We start from the raw sequence: 21,824 nt of genomic DNA, 5'->3' as shown, positions 1-21,824 counted from the left end.
ATAAAAGCCTCGCAATTGCGAGGCTTTTTTTTGGGAATTGTTAGCGGTTGTTTGAGGTAATTTTGAACGACGGATTTATTTAAAATCTAGTAAAAAATGGAGTAGTTTAGATAAAAACAATTTTATTTTTTATGGCATACAATACTAATCCAATTCTGGTTTTGATTTCTAATTTTTCAAATAGGGATTCCCTGTAGCCATCGATTGTTTTTGGGCTTAGACACATTTCGTCAGCGATTTCCTTATATGTTTTTTCGCTACAAGCTAGTTTTAAGAAAATAAGCTCTTTTTCTTTTAAGATGATTTTTTTGCTATCACTATCAATTCGATTTATTAAAATAGATGAAACTAGCTCCGTAAAATAATAGCCTTTTTCGATTACCGCAATGATGGCTTCTTGAAAAATTTTAGGACTAGTATCTTTTAATAAGTATCCTTTGGCTCCATTGGTAATCATTTTGATAATGGTTTCATCATCATTGTTTACTGAGAGTGCTATAACGTTAAGATTGGGCTGGTTTTCCTTTATCCATTTAATGGTGCTTAATCCATCCAAAATAGGCATATTCACATCCAAAAGCACTAAATCGACTAAAGTATCGGGGTTTTCTTGAAGATGATTTATAAATTCTTTACCATTTTCGAAGCTGTTTACTACTTCAAAATCTTCAAAACTGTTTATCAATAGTTTTAGTGATTGGGAAAACAGTAGATGATCATCTACAATAATTATTTTATTGGTAGTCTTCATGGTTTGGGGTTAAAGGATAGATTAACTTAATTGAGGTTCCATTACTGTTAGAATTTATTGCTATTGTAGCTCCAATAAGCTGTGCTCTTAGTTTCATGTTATTCAATCCAGATCCGGAAGACAATTCATTGGTATCATAGCCAATTCCAAAATCAGTTAAGGTTAATAGAAAGTATTCGTCTGAGGTTTGAACTGTGATCTCAAAGGTTTCACTATGAGAATGTTTTAAACTATTATGAATAGCTTCTTGAAAAATTCGGTAAATAAACAATTCGTGTTCAAAATTTATTTGAGGTGAAATACCGTCCCAGTTCAAGATGCACTTGATTTTTTTTAGCTTTTTAATTTTGTCTAAATCTAATTGTATAGCCTCAATAAAATTACATTGTAAGGTATTCTCTTTATTAATTATTCTCGATAATATTCTAATTTCATCTAACGCGTTGGCAATAATATCTTTTAAATCATTAAGTTCTTTGGGTTTGACAATTTTTTTTTCATCTTGTAAGAATAAGTTGAGCTGCATTATGGCAACCGATAAAATTTGTCCAATATTATCATGAAGTTCTTTGCTAATTTCTGACAGGGTTTGATCTTTGATTTCTATCCTTGTTTTTACTAGTTCGGATTGAAAGTAGTGTTTGGACTTCATTTGTTCAATCAAAAAAGAATTTTTTTTCTTTGAAAAATAGAAGAACAACGTAAGCAGTATTACAATTAAAGTAAAGAATACTATGCTTAGTGAAATAATTAATAATTGTATCTCTTTTCGCTCCATAAAAATCCGATGATAAAACAGCTGTTCATTAAAAGATTCAATATAAACAGCACTAGACTAAATATTGATTCATCATTCTTTATTAAAAACCATTTTATGGCTAGCATAAAAGGTAGGAAAGGGACATGAAAAAGTAAAACTCCAAGGATGAACCAAAAGTAAATGGATTTCTTGAAATTGAGGATTTTTTCGGAGTTAAAGATTTCTACGAAGTAACAACACGATAGAAGTAAAACAAAAATTACCCCAAGCGCGAAACTATTGGTGAATACGGTATCGTTTTGATATTGAAAATAATAAAGATTAAAAAAGTAGAATAAATGAAAGATGATTAAAAAACCAATTGCGATTCTTTTGCATGTTGATTTTTGTAAGAGTGCATACAGTAAAATGATAAAGGCACTAAAACTAGCAAGCATGTAGAAATTAAAGACAGAAAAATTGATTAATCCTGTCCATGAAGTGAAATATTTGCCTACAAATTCTGTCAGAAACGAAAATACAATAATATACAATAAAGATTTAGCTTTATTATTTGGTAATTTATTATAGAAACGAATTCCTATTATACTAGATAATAAAGCTAAATAAATAATATAAAATCTTAAATCTTCAAACATCTATTAGATATAAGTGATTGGAGGAGGATTACCAATTGAGCCATAATTTAATGGGGCAATATTTAAGGAGTCATCATTTTCAGTTGATTTTTCCATCTTGGCGATCTCTGTTGTTTTTTTGATTTTCTTTTTCCCAGTTGGTGCTAAAAAAATAGTTGTTAATCCTGCTTTTTCAGCATATGCCTTGTCTTCGGGATAGGCGCCAAAATGAAAGCGTATTCCGTCGATTTCACCTTTTTGCTTTTTTGCTTCAGCTTTGATATAAGCAATATAGTTTTCTAATTCCTCGATTGAAAACCAAATAGCATTTGCATCTTCTTTTTTAATTGCTTCTTTTATCAAAGGGTATCTGGTTTTGTTATAGTTTTCATTGAGCAATTTAGCAAATTCCTTGGTAATAAGTTGTTTTGGTTTTCGTTGTTTTTGTTCCATAATGATTTTTTAGTTAAGGTTAATTTTTTATTAAAGGTAATAAGGCAAAACTATCTCAATTCAAAGGATAGGGCAAGGGGAAATTTCCCCTTTTTTTTGGGGTAAATTCAAAACTAAAAAAGGGTGTGTTTACTCTTTTGTACCAACTTGTTATGACTCAACTTTGTATCAATCCATTTGGTGCACAAAATGGAGAGGTGGAATCTGAAAAACCTTCATAATAGAGTAGGAGTTAAATTTTTAAATAATAACAAGTATGTCAAATTTAGTCGCAGAATTGAATAGTTTAGATTTTAGTGTTTACATTGGTGGACCATTGCAAGCAGCTGTTCAAGCACAAAACGCAGCCTCTATGGCTCAAGTTAGTTTTATTCAATCTATTGGTTTTGAGGATGGTGCTAATGCATCAGATCCAAAGAAACTTCGCTATGTAGATTTTAACTATTCAAAATCAGTTCCCAATCCAGATTATGATCCTACGGCAACATCGGGTCCTAATAGTATTAAGTTTTTAGATAAAGAAGTGGAAATTAAAGTTCCATTCTTAACCATGTTGTCTATTCCAAGCATCAGAATCGAGGAAATGACAATTGATTTTAATGCTAAACTTACTTCTACAGAAACTAAGAGTGTTTCTAGTGAGTTTGCGGCAAGTGCTGAATTAGGAATTAATTACAAAATTGTCAATTTCAAAGCTTCTGCTTCTTACAAAAGAACTTCGGTTACAGGTTCCAATGTAGAGAAAACTTATAATTTAGGGGTTCACGTTCGTGCTGTAAATGATGAAATTCCTGCAGGATTAGATCGAATCTTAACTATGCTAGAAGATAGCATTACGAGTGTAAACGAGTAATAATATTAAAATAGATTGGCTGTCTTGTTGGGGTAGCCAATCTATTTAAAAATAAAATAACTATGATAAAATTGAATGATTACCTAGGAAGTATTGTGGCTAGTTTTACCAATGCTAAAATAATGTCTGACCTTCAAACTGTGAAATTGGCTGAAGAATATGCAAAACATGATTATTTAAAACATTTTTCAATTCCAAGAATGCGAATTGATGATGTCGAAATGACAATTCCTATTGCCTTAGATGAAATTGAAGCCGTTTCTAAACCTCCTGTAATTAGTTTTGATAGCATTAAGATTAACACTTTGGTATATAGTTTTCTTTTAGAAAAATTTGGAGTCTTAAAAATAACAAAAGAACCCTCTAAATTACTGCAAACAGAAACAGCCAAGCAAGTAGCTCTTTTGGAAAAGCAAATCAAATTAGTTAACAGTTACGATCCTGTTTCGGGTTTTTCAAAAGAAATCGTAGTATATTTTTTAAGAATAATCGAAAAATATGCTTTGGTAAATAAAGAAGTATTAGCCAAAATGAATTATGATTTGATTGTTAGAGACTTGATTACCGTTTTAACCAAAGAAATTACTATTAGCAAAGAAGTTGAGGCTTTGGCGAATCTTAATGTAGTTGTTGAAGCTAATAAATTAAGAGAACTTAAATCTGAAAACTTAATCTTCATTAAATTAAAAATTTCTGAGAATGGTATGGAGTGGAGTAGGTCCGAAAATGCTAAAGGAGAAATTGAATCAAAATTATTACCAGAATAGCGATGAAAAAATCAACATTGAATCTAGTTAGTGTTCTGAAAAACAATTTATTAGAGTTTCCAAAAATAACAAGAAGCTTAGAAAATAAAGATCCTTTTTTTGTAGAAAAGTTAGCGGCATGGATTCAAAAAAACGAAGAAATTTTTAGTACTTATTCGATCAGTGAAGTTTCGGAATTGTCGGGTTTGTATAGTAAATTGTTGATTCCAAGATTTTCTGACAATAAAAGCATTTCTTTTAAGAAAGCGCAATTGAAAGCTGCTTCAGAAATATTGTACGACTTGCAGAGTTTAGTTTTGACTGTATTGAAACCTTTCGAATTAAAAGTTGATGAGTGTAGAGAATTGGTAAAGCAACTATTACTGATTATTAGTCAGGCACAAGTGATAAAATACGACGCCAATCAACCATTCGAAAATTTTGTAGATACCATCTGGAAATTTACACTGTCGAATGAACAATTGAAGGCAGGAGCAATAAAATTAAAAACGATGCTAATTATGTCTGATATTCAAATGCTTATTGCAGAGGAAATTAATCTTGAAGATTTTTGATCGAAATTTAATTTTTTTTAGAAAGGAATGAAAAAGAAGATACTACATAAGTTTGTAAAAGTTATACAACCCCAAAGTGAAAACTATTTTGGGGTTGTCTTTTTTTCTTTCGCAAATTTGATTTTTTTATTTGCTATTGTTGATGTAAAAAAAATGAGCCCGATATTTTCGAGCTCATTGATGAAGAATAGTATGATTTTGTTAGATTTTTTGCTTTTTTTGGTTTTCAGCTTTAGCTTTTTCTATTTCTTTTTTGGCTTTTAGGATCTCTTGTTTGGCTTTTTCAATTTCGGCTTTTGCCTTTTGCATTTCAATTTTTGATAATTCCATTTCCTTTCTAGCACGTTCCATTTCGGCCTGCATATTTTCTCTTTCGTTAAAAGATCGCTCTACATCTGCTTGAGCTCTTTTGATTATTTTGTCAACATTGACTTCAGTTCTTCCGTCTTTAGTTGTAATTGCGATAACGCCGTTTTTGCCATCGTCTCCGTATTTTTCAATGGATATGTCGCCTTTATAAACATCCATTCTTTCAATTGAATTAGGGTCTAATTTATAATTTAATTCTTCCATATTGACATCTACTTTTTTTCCATTGATATAGATAATTGGTTTATCCATAGTTTTACTGTTCTTTATGGAAATTGTCTTTTTTACAACAGCATAGGGTGTATTTGGAGATGTTGGGTTATAAGGGGAATGAATAGAAGGTGGCACTTTTTGATAAATAGAAGTTGGAGCTTCATTAAGCGGATCAAGCGCATCAGGAATACTTGGTGCATCAGGTGGAGTTAAATCATCCTCGTCACCACTAAAAGAAAAAGCAAAGTTTGATTCTTCGTCGTCTGAAGAATTTATAACAATTCTTTTATTTATTTTTCCATTAGGATTGGCTTTTCCAGTATAAAATCCGATACTTGATTTTCCGTTGCTATCGGTACTTTTTATGAAAGTGATAGGTGAAATCGGACGGTCGCTGTCTACTTGATTGGTTCCTTTGTTACCGTTTTTGTCATCAAATTGCACTTTGATTCCTGTAATTTCTTGATTAGCATTACGCTTAACTTTAGAAACTTTTAGGTTAATGCCGTGCAGGTCTTTTAGTAATTGTGCTTCTTGCTTTAACTTGGCATCAGTAGTGTTTTTATCAATAACCAAGATGATATCTTCAGTTGTTGTTTTGGATGATGTAGTGTGTGTTACTGTTTTTTCCTGTGCCAAAACCTTGATTTGGAAGATAAACACAAAAGCGATTAAAGCAGGAAGTATCAGCACATACTTCCAAGAATTCCATTTTTTTGATTGATTTTTGTTTAACATAACGATTCGTTTTTTGATTAATGATTGATAAAAATGATTGGTAAGGGCAACACAATTTTCGTGTGTTGTTATTTTTACAAGTGCCATTTGATAGGCCTTTTTGTCGTTAAGTCGTTTAGTCGCCTCGCTATCAGCAATGAACTCAAGGTTTTGTAGTATGGCTCTTTGGTACAGCCAAATAAAAGGATTGAACCAAAATACGATACTAAAAAAGCGAATAATCAAAACATCTATGGTGTGATGCTGTTCGCTATGCACTTTTTCGTGTTCTAAAATACTTTGCAATTCTGATGGCGAATACAAAGAAGAGTTGAAAACAATCGTGTTGAAATACGAAAACGGTGCTATTTTCTCCTGAACATCAATCAGTTTGAAGTCGGCTTGTTGTTGTGCTTTCGTTTTATATAACACGCGATTCAAACTCCAATAATCCATTCCGAATTTGATAAAAAACAAAGCAGAGCCTACTATGTAAATGGCAATAGCAGTCAAATACCAATTTATTTCAAAGGTTTCCTCAGGAGCGGCTTGCTGTAGTGGCAGTTCTGAAATAGGAAAAGTGAGTGGAGTAGGGGTTACCCAAACAATTTTGGTAATGTAAAACAGTGGAAGTACCACAGCTGTTCCAAGTCCAGCGAGTAAGAAAAAGCGATTGGCTGTAAAAAAGGTTTCTTTTCGAAGCAAGAAATAGTAAGCCAAATAAAATAAGGCAATCAAACCGCTTGCTTTTAGTAAGTAGATATAGATGGTTTCCATAACGCTTATTTTTGTTCAATCATCGCTAATATTTCTCGTAACTCGTCAGCAGATATTTTTTCTTCTTTCGCGAATTGCGATACCATATTCTTGTAGGAACTGCCAAAAAATGTTTCTATGGCATTCGACATAAATTTCTTGCGATAATCTTCAATCTTAACGACAGGGAAATATTGATGCGTATTTCCAAAAGCGTTGTGCGATACATATCCTTTCTCTTCTAGATTTCTGACAATGGTAGAAAGGGTGTTGTAGTGGGGTTGTTCTTCGGTGATTTCTGCTTGTATTTCTTTTACAAAAGCTTTTTTAAGCTTCCATAAAATGTGCATAATTTCTTCTTCCTTGTTGGTTAATTTTTGCATCTTGATTAGGTTTGATGTATTGACAAAACAAACCTACAACTATTTTTGTAGTTAACAAACTAAAAATATAGTTATTTAACTAAATTTTAAGTTAGTTAAAAAAAAAACTATCGCAAAATGCAGTAAAATAAGGAGTTATTGGTTTTCTTTGCGAACCAATCGCATCACCCAAACACAACCAAAAATGGATATCGCACCCAAGAAAGCCATAAAAACCCAATTGTTTTGGTAGCCAAATCGACTGATAATATCCATTCCTGTTTTGGAACTAACGATATGCGCCAAACTAAAACTCATCGTAAAAAGTGCCATATAACGACCTTCGTGTCCCTTGGGAGCTCGACTCAAAGCAAAAGAATTCGAGAAAGGAAAAATGAACATTTCTCCAAAAGTGACAAACAGTAAACTAATCACTAAAAAGCCCACCCAAAAATTGAACAACAACGCTAAGAAACTAAATGACATACAAACGCAGCCCCAAAGAATGATTTTGAGTTTGTTCACGTTTTTGCGTTGGGAAGCGCTTACGATAGGCATTTCTAGAAAAAAGATAATCAATCCATTCAACGACAATAGCAATCCGCTTTGAAATTCAGTCAACCCAAATTGTTCTTTGTGGTACAAAGGCAAAGTAGTAAATAGTTGAAAAAATAAGACCGCCGTGATGAAACACACAAACAAGAAAATCCAAAAAACCGTGTCTTTAAACACAGATATTCTTGTAGCATTGATTTCTTTCAGTTTGTCTTTGTCGATAGTGCTTTTCTTTTCTTTTACCAAAAGGGCAAAAATTAAAATAGAAACAATACACGAAGCACCATCTACCCAAAATAATCCTTGATACCCCATTCCCATAATTATCAAACCACCAAGTGCTGGTCCAGCTGCAAAACCAAGATTAACAGCCAATCGCACCAATGTCAAGGCTCTTGTTCTGTTTTCTGGTTTGGCATAGGTTCCCAACGAAACAAACATTGCAGGTCGAAACATATCGGCTATAGACATAATAAAAAACATACTGAAACACAATCCCCAAAAGGAGGTTACATATTGCACAATAAAAAACAATATTCCAGTAGTAAATAAACTGAAAATCATTATTTTGTAAAACCCTATTTTGTCAGAGAGTTTGCCACCTAACCAAGAACCCAACATAGAGCCAAACCCAAAACAAACCATAATCCAACCGACTTGTTCAAACGAAAAACCAAGGTCTTCTTTCAAGTATTTGGACAAAAAAGGCAACACCATTGTTCCAGCTCGATTGATAAAAGTCATCAAAGTTAGTATCCAAATTTCTCTCGAAAATCCTCGGTAATTATCAAAATAGCGTTGAATGGCAGTGGTCAGCATCTTTTTTTTCGTTTTGCCAAAGGTAGTAACTTTGATTGGAAGCGCTTTGCTGGCTGATAACTTTAAGTTATTTTTGCCAAAAACGAATTAAAGATGAAAAAAGCACTTCTGGTATTGATGATTATTTGCTCAAATTGGACTTTCGGACAAGCTCAAAAAGGTCTTGAAGCCGTCGAAAAATTCCAAAAAGAACTCAATGCAGAATATGCTTCCCCCGAAAAAAGTCCTTTACTCAAAGAGGATTTAGCCGTTTTCAAGAGTTTAGATTTTTTTCCTTACAATCCCAACTTGCAAATTGAAGCTCGTTTCGTTCGTACGCCGAATGAGAAGGTGTTCGAAATGAAAACCTCTACGTCAAGAAAGCCTTTGTATGTTAAATTTGGAGAAGCGCATTTCACAATCGACGGAAAAGCTTTGGTGCTCAATATTTATCAAAACATCGAACTTTCTAAAAAGAAAGAATATGTAGACTACTTGTTTTTACCTTTTTCTGACCTGACTTGCGGTAAAGAAAGTTACATAGGCGGACGCTACATCGATTTGAAAATCCCAACAACTGAAACCATTTTTATTGATTTCAATACGGCTTACAATCCATATTGTGCCTATAATCACAAATATTCTTGTCCCATAGTGCCGCTTGAAAATGATTTGCCAGTAGCCATAAATGCAGGAGTAAAAAAGTTTCACGACTAAATGAAGTATTTCAATTTACATACGCACAAAGCCACCCAAAATCACAACCGAATCGAGTTGGTTAATCAGTATCCAAACGAGTTCAAGAACTCTTTTTCCTATTATTCCATAGGCATTCATCCTTGGTATATTGTGGAGGAACGGGTAGCAAGCGATTTAGAAATCATCGAGCAACAACTCCAAGATTCTAATTGTTTGGCTTTGGGTGAGTGCGGTTTAGACAAGCGAATTACCATTCCGTTCGAGTTACAACAAGCCGTTTTTGAGCAACAATTGCATCTGGCACAAAAGTACAACAAACCCGTGGTGATTCATTGCGTGGCGGCCTATCAGGAAGTAATAGCTAGTAGCAAGAAACTAAAAATCAGCGTTCCGCTACTCATTCACGGATTCTCAAAGAACGAAACCGTGGCGCAATCATTACTCAACAACGGATTTTATCTGTCCTTTGGGAAGTATTTGGTTCAAAATCCAGCCTTGGCAAGCGTTTTTCAAAACGTTCCAGACCATCAGTTCTTTTTAGAAACCGATACTATCGAAAACGGAATCGAAGAAGTCTACGCTTTGGCCGCCCAATACAAAAACATAACCGTTGAAACCATACAGCAACAAATCAACGCAAATAGTAAGCGAGTTTTTGGACTAACTCTCGATTGATTTTAGAATAAAATGATTTTTTAGGAGCAGAAAAAATAGGCATTTTAGCCAGCAAAGTCCCGTTATCCGCTATATCTTTGCTTTTTTAAAGAAAAAAAGCAAAGGATGCCGCTCCTACCGGGGCTAGAAGGGAAGATTGGGGATTTCAAATATTTTTATTTCCTTCAAGGTTTTCAAAACCTTGTAGGTATATTTCTGGAATTCAAATATCTTTAAGGTCAGAAAAAGGCCTTGCAGGAGAATAGCATTTTTTATTTCCTGCAAAGTTTTCAAAATTTTGTAGGTCTGTTTTTTGGTTTCAAATACCTATCAAGGTCAGAAAAAGACCTTGCAGGAGAATAACATTTTTTACTTCCTGCAAGGTTTTCAAAACCTTGTAGGTATATTTCTTGAATGCAAATACCTACAAGGTCAGAAAAAGACCTTGCAGGAGAATAGCATTTTTTACTTCCTGACAGGTTTTCAAAGCCTTGTAGGTATGTTATATAAATTTAAAATAAATACTAAGTAATAAAAATACTTTGTAGGAAAACTATAAAAATAACAAAGAATAACTTTAAACAAAGAATATGGCAGAGTGGACAGAAAGAGCCGAGCTTTTATTTAAAGCCGAAGGATTACAAAAATTACAAAACGCTAAGGTATTAGTCGTAGGACTAGGAGGAGTAGGCTCGTTTGCCGCCGAGTTTTTGGCAAGAGCAGGCGTAGGAAATATGACCATTGTTGATGGAGACGTGGTAGACATTACCAATATCAATCGTCAATTACCAGCTTTACATTCCACTGTAGGGCAACCCAAAGTAACTGTGGTTGGCGACCGATTAATGGACATCAATCCAGCACTCAATCTTACCAGAGTGCAAGAATTTCTATCACCTGAGAGAGCCTTCGAAATTGTAAACAACGACTATGACTATGTTTTAGATTGTATTGATAGCGTTACTCCAAAAATCAATTTAATTTTAGGTGCTCGAAGATATAGAGTAAAAATTATAAGCAGTATGGGTGCTGGTGGCAAAATGGAGGCATCAAAAGTAAAAGTAGCAGATATTTCAAATACCATCAATTGTAGTTTTGCTCGTACCATCAAAAGACGTCTGAAAGAACATAAGCTATTCAAATTGAAAGTCGTTTTCTCTTCAGAGATTCAAGACCCTACAAGCTTGAAATTAACAGATGGCTCCAATTTTAAAAAATCATTTTACGGAACCAATAGCTATATGCCAGGTCTTTTTGGATTGCACGCTGCCGAGACTGTTATTCGTTATTTACTGAAGAATTAGTCCTAGTACTTAGTACTTAGTAATTAGTAATTAGTTCAATACAAACAAAGCGACTCAGAAACATAGCTACTTAGAAACTTAAAAAAATATGATACAAACTGTAATTTTTGATATGGATGGTGTAATTGTAGATACAGAGCCTGTTCATCGTTATGCCTATTATCAATTATTTGACGAATTAAATATTACCGTTCCCGAGGAAATGTATACCTCTTTTACTGGTTTTTCGACTCGCAATACATTTCAATTTTTGAAAAATCAGTTTAATCTACAACAAGAAGTAGAACATTTGATTCAAGAAAAACGCAACCGTTTCAATGACGCCTTTGATACCAAAGAAGATTTGACTTTATTGGATGGTGTTGAAAATTTGATTAAAGATTTGCATCAAAACGGAATGCAATTAATTGTTGCTTCATCAGCTTCAAAAGTTACGATTGATAGAGTGTTTACTCGTTTCAATTTACATCAATATTTTTCTCATATTGTGAGTGGTGAAGATTTTCCACAATCCAAACCGCATCCAGCTATTTTTGAGCACGCTGCGAGTTTGTCAACTGCTCCAAAGGAAAATTGTATTGTAATCGAAGACAGTACCAATGGAGTGAAAGCAGCCAATGCCGCTGGCATTTTCTGTGTTGGTTATCAGAGTTTTCATTCTAAAGACCAAGATTTGGTGACAGCAGATATTGTGATAAACGATTTTAATGCAATTGATGCAAAAACAGTATCGAATTTCGGTTTCAAATTATAATAAAATTAACAAATCAAAAGCTTCTTATTTGTAAATTTGAGGCACTAACTTAATTTAAAAAGATGAAAAAAATTATTATTGCTTTAGCGATTTTTATTGCGAATTTCACGATTGAAGCACAAGTAAAAACCCCAGCAGCAAGCCCGAAAGCTACTATTACCCAAACGGTGGGCTTAACGGATGTAGAAGTGGTGTATTCAAGACCTGCCGCCAAAGGAAGACCAGTTTTTGGAAATCTAGTTCCTTTTGGAAAATTATGGAGAACAGGTGCAAATGCTAATACTACGATTTCATTTTCTGATGATGTAGTGATTGATGGTAAAACCTTGAAAAAAGGAAAATATGCTTTGTATACAATTCCAAAAATCGAAAGCTGGGAAATTATTTTCTACACAACTACAGACAACTGGGGATTACCAGAAGAATTCAAAGAAGCGAATGTAGCTTTGAGAACTACTGTAAAAGAAGAAGCTTTGCCAAAAGCAGTAGAATCTTTCACTATCGGAATCAACAATCTAGATTTGAATTCTGGACATTTGGATATGGCTTGGGAAAACTCTTCAGTTTCTATGAAGTTTGAAGTACCAACTCAAAAAATTGCTACAGCCAGTATAGAAAAAGTGTTAGCAGGTCCAACAGCGAATGATTATTTTTCGGCTGCTCAATACTTATTCCAAGCGAATGGTGATGTAACAAAATCAAGAACGTATGTGGACAAAGCTTTAGAATTAAGCCCAGAAAAACCATTTTGGTTCTTGCGTTTGAAATCATTGATACAAGCCAAACAAGGAGATAAAGCGGGTGCTATCGAAACTGCAAAACAATCTCTAGCAGCAGCTGAGGCGGCTAAAAATCAAGATTACGTAAAAATGAACAAAGACAGTATTGCTGAGTGGAGTAAAAAATAACTTGCAATTGTAAACTTAAAAAATCCCGTTCTTATCATAAGAACGGGATTTTTTTTCTTTAAGGGATATTATAAAAACTCATTTTTTATCTTTTACTGCTGCTGCAATAAGGTCGACATCTATGAGTTCTAATGATTGTACCATATCTTTTACAGTAGTTTTATACTTTTTAAAATGAACGGTTTCAATATGAGATTGGTAAGCAATTGTGTCAGCGTAGATTTCTAAAATGGTAATGTTAGTTGGTGCATTCTTATCCGAAACTGCGTAGTAAGTGAGTACACCTGGCTCAAGTAGAATCGCAGCATTCATTTGCTCTTTTAAGGCTTTGTTATAGGCATCAAGATGGGTTGGATGCACTTTTATTTTTGCAATTCGAACCATTTGTTTTTCCTGTGCTCTAGTGTTTTCAGCCATAGCCCAAAACAGTACGACTAAGCTTATTCCTAATAGTTTCTTTTTTTTGATAGCCTTCATCTGTATTGTATTTGTTTTATGAAAAAGTATAGTTTTAATGATTTTTTTATCATTTAGCTATTCAACCTCAATGGCTATTTCCTTTTTTGGTACTAGCATTTGAATCACAATAGATAGAACAATAGTTAGTAATGCACCAATAAAATTCAGCCACAAATACCCTAATTTTTCTTCACCACTCGGATAGATGAAAATCGCAAAATAGTAAATGATAAAAATGGTTATTTGACTGATTACTGCACTATAAAACACGGCTTGTGATTGTACTTTTTTGAGATAAAAACCAACTAAGAATATCCCTAAAACAGTACCGTAAAATATTGAACCAATAATGTTTACTAATTGAATTAAGTTCTCGAATAAGGTACCAATACAAGCAAATAGAATAGCGATTACTCCCCACATCAAAGTGAAAAACTTCGTTGCATTCAAATAATGAGTTTCTGATTTTTCGGTCTTGAGATTACGTTTGTATATATCAATTGCTGTGGTTGAGGCCAAAGCACTCAATCCAGAAGCAGTCGAAGACATAGCTGCCGAAAGGATTACTGCTAATAATAAACCAATTAAACCTTTGGGAAGATAATTGAGTACGAAATGGAAAAAAACATAATCTTTATCATTGGTTTCGCTATCGGGGTCGGCTTTTGAAATAATGTCTTTGGCACGGTCGCGTAAATCCTTTTCTTTGTTTGATAAAGCTACCAATTCCTTGCGCAAAGTCGGATTGTCATAATCCTGATTCAATTGGTCTATGTACAATAAATTGATAACTTTTTTGTCTTCTGATAAAGCATTGAGCTTGTTTTCTAAGGCTTGATATTCCTTTTTGTATTTCGAATTTTCAATTACCGTTTTGTTATTCGGATTGAAGTTAAGCGGAACAGGATTGAATTGGAAAAAGACAAAAACCATAACACCAGTCAATAAGATAAAGAATTGCATCGGTACTTTGAGCAGTCCGTTCATAATCAATCCCATCTGACTTTCTCGAACCGATTTTCCAGACAAATAGCGTCCTACTTGTGATTGGTCCGTTCCAAAATAAGCTAAAGCCAAGAAAAAGCCTCCTGTAATCCCACTCCAAAACGTATATTTTTGTTCTGGGTCAAAAGAAAAATCTACAATGTTCATTTTGTCATTGGCTCCTGCAATGTGCAAGGCACTAGAGAAAGTCATATCGTTGGGCAAATAGTGTAAAATCAGGAAAAAAGTGATGAACATACCAGACATAATCACAAACATCTGTTGTTTTTGCGTCACGTTTACGGCCTTGGTTCCTCCAGAAAAAGTATAAATAATCACCGAAATCCCAATGAAAATGTTCATATAGGTCAAATTCCAACCCAATATAGCCGATAAAATAATAGCTGGAGCATAGATGGTCAATCCTGTACCTAATCCGCGTTGTACTAAAAACAAAACCGCAGCTAAGGAACGTGTTTTTAAATCAAATCGTTTTTCTAAATATTCGTAGGCTGTATAGACTTTGTATTTGTGATAAATAGGAATGAAAGTCGCGCATATTAACACCATTGCAATAGGTAACCCAAAATAGAACTGTACGAAACCCATACCATCGTGATACGCTTGCCCGGGAGTGGATAAAAATGTGATTGCACTGGCTTGAGTTGCCATCACAGAAAGACCAACAACATGCCAAGGTGTTTCGTTGTTACCCAAAATGAAATCTTCAACGTTTTTACTTCCTTTGGTTTTCCAAACGCCATAAATGACAATGAATAAAAGGGTGGTCAATAAAATAATCCAATCAAATAATTGCATAAGCTAGGCGTATAATTTCATAATGAGACAAAAAATCAATATGTAGACAATATTGGCCACCAATACATAGGTGTAGTCCTTTTTCCAAATTTTTTCTTTCTTGGGTTCCATAGTGTGGGGTTAGTTGTTAATTTTTGGAGCAGGCATTTTGGTTTCTGATTTTACAGAAATGGTATTGGCCATCAATTTAAAAGCGCCAAGAACGCCTTCAGGTAGTTCTCTAAAAAAGCTTAAGCCAGTGTAAATATAGTTGCCTTTTCCGTATGGTGCTACTAACAAAGCTCCGTTTTTTGGAGTTTCGCCTTTGTCATTAGAGGATAAGATAGGAGTGAAGGCAGCATCAAACGTATTAGGATAATACAATCCTTGTTCTTGTTTCCAGCCTTTGAAATCATTGGCTGTAATCTTATTAGGATAATTCAAAATCGGATGGTTAGGAGCCAAGAAACGAACTTCGGCATCTTCTTCTGTTACTCGGTCACGAGAAACTTTTAGCGGATAAGGAGCAAGGTTGGGTGTCACCAAATCATCCGTGGTGTTATACTGAACAATCATTGTTTTGCCTTCTTTGACGAATTCAAATAAAAGCGCTTGTTTGTTGGCCAAAGCCTGAACAGTATTGTAAGCTCGAACTCCTGTCATCACTACATCAAACGTAGCCAAACGCTCAGGTGTGATTTCTTCGGGTTTCAAAATAGTTACTTGATAGCCCATTTGCTCTAAGCTCGAGGGAACTTCATCGCCAGCGCCCATAATGTAGGCGATTTTTTCATTATTGGTTTTCAAATCTACACGCAAGAACTTAGCCTCGGCGTTTTTAAGAACTTGTTGTTTAGTGATATGATTAAAATCGATATTGATTTGGCTTTTGTTCAATTGTTTGTCACCAATAACCACTATACTTTTGGCTACAATCTCTTGATTATTTTTAGGTGGAGTCACGGTAAAATAAACGGTTTTTTCGTTCCCTTTTTTATCCAAATTTACTTCTATAAAAGCGGGATATATTTTCCAATCTTTTCCTAACTCCAACTGAACGATTCCTTTTACCGCATCTTTGCCAGCTTTGATTTTCACGCCAACGGTTTTGCTTTTTTCATTGGTAAATAACAAAACTTTCTCTGTAAAGGATGATGTGGCTTCCGGAACGATATCCAAGAAATTGTACATTTCGCCTTTTACATCGTCATTATGTTTGTAAACAACTGTACGTTCAAAGGGAATCTCAACACCTTCAATGCTTACGGTAAACACCACTTTGACATCTCTTTCTTTTTCAGGCAGTCCAATTTCAGTTGGGTTACTAACAGTATACATTCCCACAGTAGCTTCTTCAGCCAACCAATAGGGTTGCGTGTAAGCAATTGTTTCTGGTAATTGCAAATCAAGAGCAAAGTTGAGTAGTTTGTTTGCTTGTAGAGTTGCATTCTGTACCGTTGTGCTTTGGTTAGGCAATGTGGTCACACTTTTTAAAACCATTGGAATTGTAGAGCGATTGATGGCTTCTATCTTTAATTTTAAACTACTTCCGGGCGTCGTTTCTTGTGTTGGAGCAACGGCCTCTAGATATAATCCAGCGCAAGCTGCAATAATTTTTTTGGTTTCGGCTGCTTTTTGTTTTGACCAATGATTTTCGTCTAATTGCAACATCATTTGGTAGGCTTTAACTAGTTTTGGAATGCTAGCCGAAGGATTGTTATGATTGAATTCTTTGCTTATCAAATTTAGGATTTCGCCAATGGCTTTTCCTCCTTTAACACGATTCCAGCTCGTATCAATTCCGTCAAAAAGAGAACCATTTGTAGGGACTCTTTCACCATTTAAAAATTCTAAGTATTCCGTTTCTTCACCTCGAGTTCCTGTGCTTCCAAATCCTTGTGATTGATGAGAACTTCTGCTCAATGCAGCAATTTCTTGGTTGGATTTCCCGATGTTTGGGTAATAAACTCCAGTTTGCATCGCAATTAGATTGGTTTTGTCTGCGGCATTAAATTTTTCTTGCGAACCATAAAACCACCATGAGGTATTAAAGAATTGGCGTTTGGCTTGCCAAGGCTGAACGTATTTAAGTTGTTCCGGATAAACAGAAGGATTATTGGTTAGATTAAAACTTTCGACACTCAACATTGCTGATGCGGTGTGATGTCCGTGAGTCGTTCCTGGAGAGCGATGGTCAAAACGGTTAATGATTACATCGGGTTGGAATTTACGAATCGCCCAAACTACATCGGCAAGGACTTTGTCTTTGTCCCAAATTGCCAAAGTTTCGGTAGGGTTTTTAGAAAATCCAAAATCATTGGCTCTAGAGAAAAGTTGCTCTCCACCATCAATTTTTCGTGCTTCGATAAGTTCTTGCGTACGAATAACCCCAAGCAGTTCGCGCAGTTGTGCACCAATTAGATTTTGACCTCCATCACCTCGAGTTAAAGATAAATAGGCGGTTCTAGCTTTGGTCTCGTTGGCTAAATAGGAAATCAATCGGGTATTTTCATCATCTGGATGAGCCGCTACATAAAGTACGGAACCCAGAAAATTGATTTTTTGAATTTGGTTATAAATTTCTACCGAGTTCGGTTTTGAAGGTTTTTGTGCAAAAGTAAGTGTAGAGGATAGTAATAAAAGGAATGCCGTTTTAACTATTGACTGCTGCATAGAATTTTTTGTTATTGATACGATTCAAAAATAGTAATTAAGAGTTGGTAATTTTTGTTAATTTTTGTTAATGCTAATTATTTATGATTTTATAAGCTACACTGATGTTTTTACTTATAAATTACTACTTTAGAGTCACTTCTTATTTATGCTATGAAAAAAATAACGTATCAATCAGATTATTTAGGAAATGGATTTGAGTTTGCAACTATTAACCAACCCGATGATTATGAAGGTAAAGTTGTTGCTACTGTAATCAGAAAACAGTGCAGTATGCCTAGCAACAAAGCGGTGTTATATGTTCATGGTTTTAATGATTATTTCTTTCAGTCGGATATGGCTCATAGATTTAATGAAAAGGAGTATCATTTTTATGCAATTGATTTACGCAAATACGGCCGTTCAACTTTGCCCCATCAAAAGAGTAATAACATGCGTAGCTTAACAGAATATTTTGCTGATTTGGATGAAGCTTTAGATATAATTCGACAAGAAGGCAACGAAAAAGTTTTGTTATCGGGCCATTCCACAGGTGGGTTGTTGGTTACCTTGTATGCTTCTGAACGAGTTGGAAATGAAAAATTTGATGCTATTTTTTGCAATAGTCCGTTCTATGATATGAATATGCCTAGCTATCAAAAGCGCTTGCTAGTTCCAATGGTTGCACTTTTCGGAAAGTATTTTCCAGATGTGTTACTTCCTGGAAAGATATCAGAATGGTATGGTCATAGCTTGCATGTTGAAAAGAAAGGAGAGTGGAATTACAATTTGGTATGGAAACCGCATTTGGTTCCAGCTTTAAATTCAGGTTGGATTAGTGCAATTCATCAAGGGCATACTAAAATTAAAAAAGGAATAATTCTCACCCGACCTATTTTGGTGATGCATTCTCACCAATCGATTTATAGTAATGATTGGAATGCTTCTTTTTTTGAAGGCGATGCTATTTTGAATGTAAAAGACATTAAAGAAGGAGCTGAGAGGATTCTTGCTCCAAAACGCACTATCATAGAAATAGAAGGCGGAATGCATGATTTGATTTTGTCACCCCTTCAGGTTCGGGAACAAGTATATTTTTCTTTGTTTGAGTGGTTAAAGCAAATTATGAAATGATTTTACTTTACTTGTAAATTACTGTTCGAGGTTTATTCAACTCAAAATCAAGTAAGCCAAAATCACTGGTTTCAAATGCATTCGTTCTGAAATTTTTATCATCGGGACCAAATGTAGTGGGATAGTAAGCAAACGATAACTGGAAGGAGCTAAACACCAAATAGTCGTTGTTAATGATAAAACCCAATCCAATACTCGAGTAGGTTTGATTCTTTAAGTTTGTCTTTTTATCATTTCCGATGACTCCAATGGTATAATTAAAAAATGGATTCAAACGAAAACCCCAGAGATTCCATGGAGAATAACTTTGTGTTTGCGCACTAAAAACCATTTTTTTGGTTCCATATAACGCATTATTGAATCCGGGAATTCCATATTCGCCATTTAAAGTGATTCGGTCTCCAGTTGAAGCCAATCGGTGACTACCTATAACGACTCGTTGTTTTAAGAACTGTCTGATTTTCCAATCGCCAATCTCGTATAATTTGGTAAAATAATTGGCTTGAAATGTAAATGCAGATTGAGATGTTTTGGAATTCTGAAAAAACGCTCCCCATTCGGCATTTAAACTAAAGAATCCCCAGCGGTAGTAATTCCCAAACGAAGCTCTTGTGCCTACATACAACTGCCCAATATGATTTTTTCTTTGATAGCCCGTGGTTAGACTATATGTTTTTCCAATCGGGACATCTTCTATTATTCCGTTGTTGAACAGATAGCGTTCTTGGATAAAGTTTCTTGCATTGATACCCACGCTCGTGAGCAGTAGTTTTTCGTCTGTATAGAATCCGATGCTATCATAAGTTTCAAGAGGATTTTCTAAAAAATTGAGGTTCAAAAAACGCCCAGCTACAATCAAGTTGGTAATTTTGTTTTTCTCAGAATTGTCATTATCCAACGAGAAAGCATGTCCGAGCCAATAATCATCGGTATTGTATTTAAAGGGCTGCTGGGCAAAAACGCCGTTTTTATCAGCCAAAGTATCTTGTCTGAAACGTTGTTCATAGAGAATACCGCCTCCCCATTTAGTCAAAGGCGAAACAAATAATCTAGAAGCTTCCAAACTTCTGTTGTAATTATTTGTGACTTCTTTCTGGTTAGTAGCTTGTAATTTGATGAACGTTTTTCTGAAATTATTTACTGTGTATTGCAACAAATGGCCGTTTTGACCATCTTTGAAACGATTAGTATATTCGCCCCGAATTTCGTGACCTTGCCCTAGAAAATTACGTTCTTTGAGTTTTAGTGTTGTTTCGGTATTGCTAAAAGAAGCATTTGGAATTAAACTCCATGAATCCAAAACCTGAATAAAAACATCAACAAAGTCGGGGTTCTCAGGAACAATTTCCATATGTATCGCTACACTATTAACAAAGCGTTGTGTTCGAATCAAACGCATACTTTCTTTAACCATTAAAGAATCCAAAAGTTCATTTTCTTTGATCAGCAATACTTTGCGAATTGTATAGTCTTTGGATTTTATATGTAATTGGTTACCCAATTTTTCTGCCGTGTTGAGTGTTTTTGAGGAAATAGTGTTATCCATGTTTTGCACTCTTTTGCCAAACGGATCAAAAGTAGTTATTGTGATGCTTCTAATGGTTTTGTCTTGGTAGGGACCAAAATCGATTTTAGCAACTTTTTTTTGAGGTAGTTTGGGTTTTATGGGTCTAAAGATTAAGCGATGCAAAAAACTTGTTGCTTTTTTCTTTTCAGAAAATTGTTGGATGTTTTTGTAGATTTTGGCACTATCCGCTTTTGGTTTTTCTTGTTGCGAATAGCTTAACTGATACAAAAAAAACAGTACCACTAATAAAGCAAATTTTTTTGTTTGGTTCATAGTTAGTACTGTTTTTAAATTCATTAGATGAAAAAAGGGTTAATCTCTTCCTTTTCCGTGATTTCCTTTATCATGATGTTTTCCATGACCTCTTTCATGATGTTCATCACGTCTATTGTCATGACGCTCTTCATAACGCTCTTCATAACGCTCTTCATTTTTGTAATGTCCTCTTGTTTTTTGAGGTTTTCCTTTATAACCTTTATAATACTTTACTTTGTGGGTATTGTAATAAACATAAGGAGTGTTTCCTCTATAGTTGGTTAAAGGTACTTTATATCCTCGATATAAATCATAATTTCTACAATGTCTTGGTAATCTGCGAGAACGAATCCAGCGTCCGTTATCAAAATAAATGTATTCCGATTTGCGAATGTCAAAGTAAATTTGAATATCTGGTAAAAAATAATAAGCTACATCGTCATAACCCACAGGACCCCATGCTGGTGGAGTACCAATGTTTACATTGATAGAAACTTGTGCCTTGGTAGTAGGTGCTCCAAGGAGTAGCATTCCAATAAGGAATAATTTAATTGTTTTCATTGTATATAGATTTGGTTAATATTCATTATAATTTAATCTGTAAATTCATTATTGGTATCGGAGGAACTCTTTTTTACGATTGAAATTCCTTTTTGGAAAAATAAATTATTGGGATAAATAACCATTTCACCGTCTTTGGAGCGGATAGTTACGTGAAAAGCACCAATATCTTCAATTTCTCCCTCAACGAGATATTCTTTGTCGTGTATTAAAATAATATCACCAATTTTGAACGGAAACGAAAAGAACAAAATAATTCCCGCAGTGATGTTGCTCAAAATAGACCATTGTGCAAACATAGCGACACCAATAACCGTTGCTACTGATGAAATGGTAATAAAAATATCTTTGGGTTGTACTCCCCAAATTAATATTAAGGTAATAACCGCTAAAATATTAATCAATATGTTAATGTACTTGATGACCAAGTTAGTTCTTCTCTCTATTATTTCGCTCGTTTTTGCATACTTTCTTATTAGTTTTGCAATCAACGTTCGAGCTAGAAAAACAAGGAGTAAAAGTATTCCTGTACTAATTTCTTCTTTAAGATATTGATTAAAAAAGTCCATA

General features: G+C 34.4%; 21 protein-coding genes. 9 read left to right on the top strand and 12 right to left on the bottom strand.

Going from position 1 to position 21,824, the window contains the following annotated elements:
- Positions 1–106: 106 nt before the first annotated feature.
- The 3 genes from ACZ1AQ_RS02745 to ACZ1AQ_RS02735 all read right to left on the bottom strand — a co-directional run bounded on the left by ACZ1AQ_RS02745 (position 107) and on the right by ACZ1AQ_RS02735 (position 2,581).
- Positions 107–751, bottom strand: coding sequence for a response regulator (locus ACZ1AQ_RS02745; RefSeq protein WP_489631421.1), 645 nt, complete (start codon positions 749–751; stop codon positions 107–109).
- On the bottom strand, positions 735–1,403 hold the full coding sequence (locus ACZ1AQ_RS02740; RefSeq protein WP_489631420.1) for a sensor histidine kinase: 669 nt from the start codon (positions 1,401–1,403) through the stop codon (positions 735–737). Before ACZ1AQ_RS02740 ends, ACZ1AQ_RS02745 begins: the two co-directional genes overlap by 17 nt.
- A 749-nt stretch (positions 1,404–2,152) precedes the next feature.
- Positions 2,153–2,581 (bottom strand): hypothetical protein, encoded by a 429-nt coding sequence (locus tag ACZ1AQ_RS02735; protein WP_489631419.1) that lies wholly within the window; start codon positions 2,579–2,581, stop codon positions 2,153–2,155.
- Between the two features lie 256 nt (positions 2,582–2,837).
- On the opposite strand from ACZ1AQ_RS02735, the gene ACZ1AQ_RS02730 reads away from it, so the two are divergent.
- The 3 genes from ACZ1AQ_RS02730 to ACZ1AQ_RS02720 all read left to right on the top strand — a co-directional run bounded on the left by ACZ1AQ_RS02730 (position 2,838) and on the right by ACZ1AQ_RS02720 (position 4,755).
- Positions 2,838–3,434 carry a DUF2589 domain-containing protein gene (locus ACZ1AQ_RS02730; protein WP_489631418.1) on the top strand — a complete coding sequence of 199 codons (597 nt, stop codon included), beginning with the start codon at positions 2,838–2,840 and terminating at the stop codon, positions 3,432–3,434.
- 62 nt (positions 3,435–3,496) lie between these two features.
- The gene (locus tag ACZ1AQ_RS02725) at positions 3,497–4,201 is read left to right on the top strand and encodes a hypothetical protein (RefSeq protein ID WP_489631417.1); all 705 of its coding nucleotides are present in this window, start codon (positions 3,497–3,499) and stop codon (positions 4,199–4,201) included.
- Positions 4,202–4,203: 2 nt separating this feature from the next.
- The gene (locus tag ACZ1AQ_RS02720; protein WP_489631416.1) at positions 4,204–4,755 is read left to right on the top strand and encodes a hypothetical protein; all 552 of its coding nucleotides are present in this window, start codon (positions 4,204–4,206) and stop codon (positions 4,753–4,755) included.
- A 201-nt stretch (positions 4,756–4,956) separates the two neighbouring features.
- Here the strand turns inward: ACZ1AQ_RS02720 and ACZ1AQ_RS02715 are convergent, their stop codons facing one another.
- From ACZ1AQ_RS02715 to ACZ1AQ_RS02705, 3 genes are all read right to left on the bottom strand, one after another.
- Entirely contained in the window at positions 4,957–6,831 is a 1,875-nt protein-coding gene (locus tag ACZ1AQ_RS02715; protein WP_489631415.1) for a M56 family metallopeptidase, read from the bottom strand.
- Positions 6,832–6,836: 5 nt separating this feature from the next.
- On the bottom strand, positions 6,837–7,193 hold the full coding sequence (locus tag ACZ1AQ_RS02710; RefSeq protein ID WP_489631414.1) for a BlaI/MecI/CopY family transcriptional regulator: 357 nt from the start codon (positions 7,191–7,193) through the stop codon (positions 6,837–6,839).
- 135 nt (positions 7,194–7,328) lie between these two features.
- On the bottom strand, positions 7,329–8,546 hold the full coding sequence (locus ACZ1AQ_RS02705; protein WP_489631413.1) for an MFS transporter: 1,218 nt from the start codon (positions 8,544–8,546) through the stop codon (positions 7,329–7,331).
- A gap of 93 nt (positions 8,547–8,639) precedes the next feature.
- On the opposite strand from ACZ1AQ_RS02705, the gene ACZ1AQ_RS02700 reads away from it, so the two are divergent.
- From ACZ1AQ_RS02700 to ACZ1AQ_RS02680, 5 genes are all read left to right on the top strand, one after another.
- The gene (locus tag ACZ1AQ_RS02700) at positions 8,640–9,242 is read left to right on the top strand and encodes a DUF1684 domain-containing protein (RefSeq protein WP_489631412.1); all 603 of its coding nucleotides are present in this window, start codon (positions 8,640–8,642) and stop codon (positions 9,240–9,242) included.
- Positions 9,243–9,899, top strand: a complete 657-nt coding sequence (locus ACZ1AQ_RS02695; RefSeq protein ID WP_489631411.1) for a TatD family hydrolase — start codon at positions 9,243–9,245, stop codon at positions 9,897–9,899.
- 569 nt (positions 9,900–10,468) lie between these two features.
- Positions 10,469–11,182 (top strand): tRNA threonylcarbamoyladenosine dehydratase, encoded by a 714-nt coding sequence (locus tag ACZ1AQ_RS02690; RefSeq protein WP_489631410.1) that lies wholly within the window; start codon positions 10,469–10,471, stop codon positions 11,180–11,182.
- 88 nt (positions 11,183–11,270) lie between these two features.
- Positions 11,271–11,936 carry an HAD family hydrolase gene (locus tag ACZ1AQ_RS02685; protein ID WP_489631409.1) on the top strand — a complete coding sequence of 222 codons (666 nt, stop codon included), beginning with the start codon at positions 11,271–11,273 and terminating at the stop codon, positions 11,934–11,936.
- Positions 11,937–11,998: 62 nt separating this feature from the next.
- Positions 11,999–12,844 (top strand): DUF2911 domain-containing protein, encoded by an 846-nt coding sequence (locus ACZ1AQ_RS02680; protein WP_489631408.1) that lies wholly within the window; start codon positions 11,999–12,001, stop codon positions 12,842–12,844.
- A gap of 78 nt (positions 12,845–12,922) precedes the next feature.
- Here the strand turns inward: ACZ1AQ_RS02680 and ACZ1AQ_RS02675 are convergent, their stop codons facing one another.
- The 3 genes from ACZ1AQ_RS02675 to ACZ1AQ_RS02665 form a co-directional block, all read right to left on the bottom strand.
- Positions 12,923–13,321: a putative quinol monooxygenase gene (locus ACZ1AQ_RS02675; RefSeq protein WP_489631407.1), complete on the bottom strand. Its 399-nt coding sequence runs from the start codon at positions 13,319–13,321 to the stop codon at positions 12,923–12,925.
- Positions 13,322–13,378: 57 nt separating this feature from the next.
- Complete coding sequence (locus ACZ1AQ_RS02670) at positions 13,379–15,106, bottom strand: sodium:solute symporter family protein (RefSeq protein ID WP_489631406.1); 1,728 nt, start codon at positions 15,104–15,106, stop codon at positions 13,379–13,381.
- 120 nt (positions 15,107–15,226) lie between these two features.
- On the bottom strand, positions 15,227–17,758 hold the full coding sequence (locus ACZ1AQ_RS02665; protein ID WP_489631405.1) for a PIG-L family deacetylase: 2,532 nt from the start codon (positions 17,756–17,758) through the stop codon (positions 15,227–15,229).
- Positions 17,759–17,911: 153 nt separating this feature from the next.
- Between ACZ1AQ_RS02665 and ACZ1AQ_RS02660 the strand changes: the two genes are divergently transcribed.
- Positions 17,912–18,871 carry an alpha/beta hydrolase gene (locus ACZ1AQ_RS02660; protein ID WP_489631404.1) on the top strand — a complete coding sequence of 320 codons (960 nt, stop codon included), beginning with the start codon at positions 17,912–17,914 and terminating at the stop codon, positions 18,869–18,871.
- Positions 18,872–18,878: 7 nt separating this feature from the next.
- Here the strand turns inward: ACZ1AQ_RS02660 and ACZ1AQ_RS02655 are convergent, their stop codons facing one another.
- Genes ACZ1AQ_RS02655 through ACZ1AQ_RS02645 form a run of 3 tightly spaced genes read right to left on the bottom strand, consistent with a single transcriptional unit; the run spans position 18,879 to position 21,823 of the window.
- Positions 18,879–20,711, bottom strand: coding sequence for a hypothetical protein (locus ACZ1AQ_RS02655; protein WP_489631403.1), 1,833 nt, complete (start codon positions 20,709–20,711; stop codon positions 18,879–18,881).
- Between the two features lie 39 nt (positions 20,712–20,750).
- Positions 20,751–21,254 (bottom strand): hypothetical protein, encoded by a 504-nt coding sequence (locus tag ACZ1AQ_RS02650; RefSeq protein ID WP_489631402.1) that lies wholly within the window; start codon positions 21,252–21,254, stop codon positions 20,751–20,753.
- Positions 21,255–21,286: 32 nt separating this feature from the next.
- Positions 21,287–21,823 (bottom strand): mechanosensitive ion channel family protein, encoded by a 537-nt coding sequence (locus ACZ1AQ_RS02645; protein WP_489631401.1) that lies wholly within the window; start codon positions 21,821–21,823, stop codon positions 21,287–21,289.
- Position 21,824 lies beyond the last annotated feature (1 nt).

The sequence above is a fragment of the Flavobacterium sp. UM26 genome, from assembly GCF_057922445.1.
The sequence above is the reverse complement of the archived record's forward strand: the minus strand, read 5'-3'. Positions and strand labels throughout refer to the sequence as shown.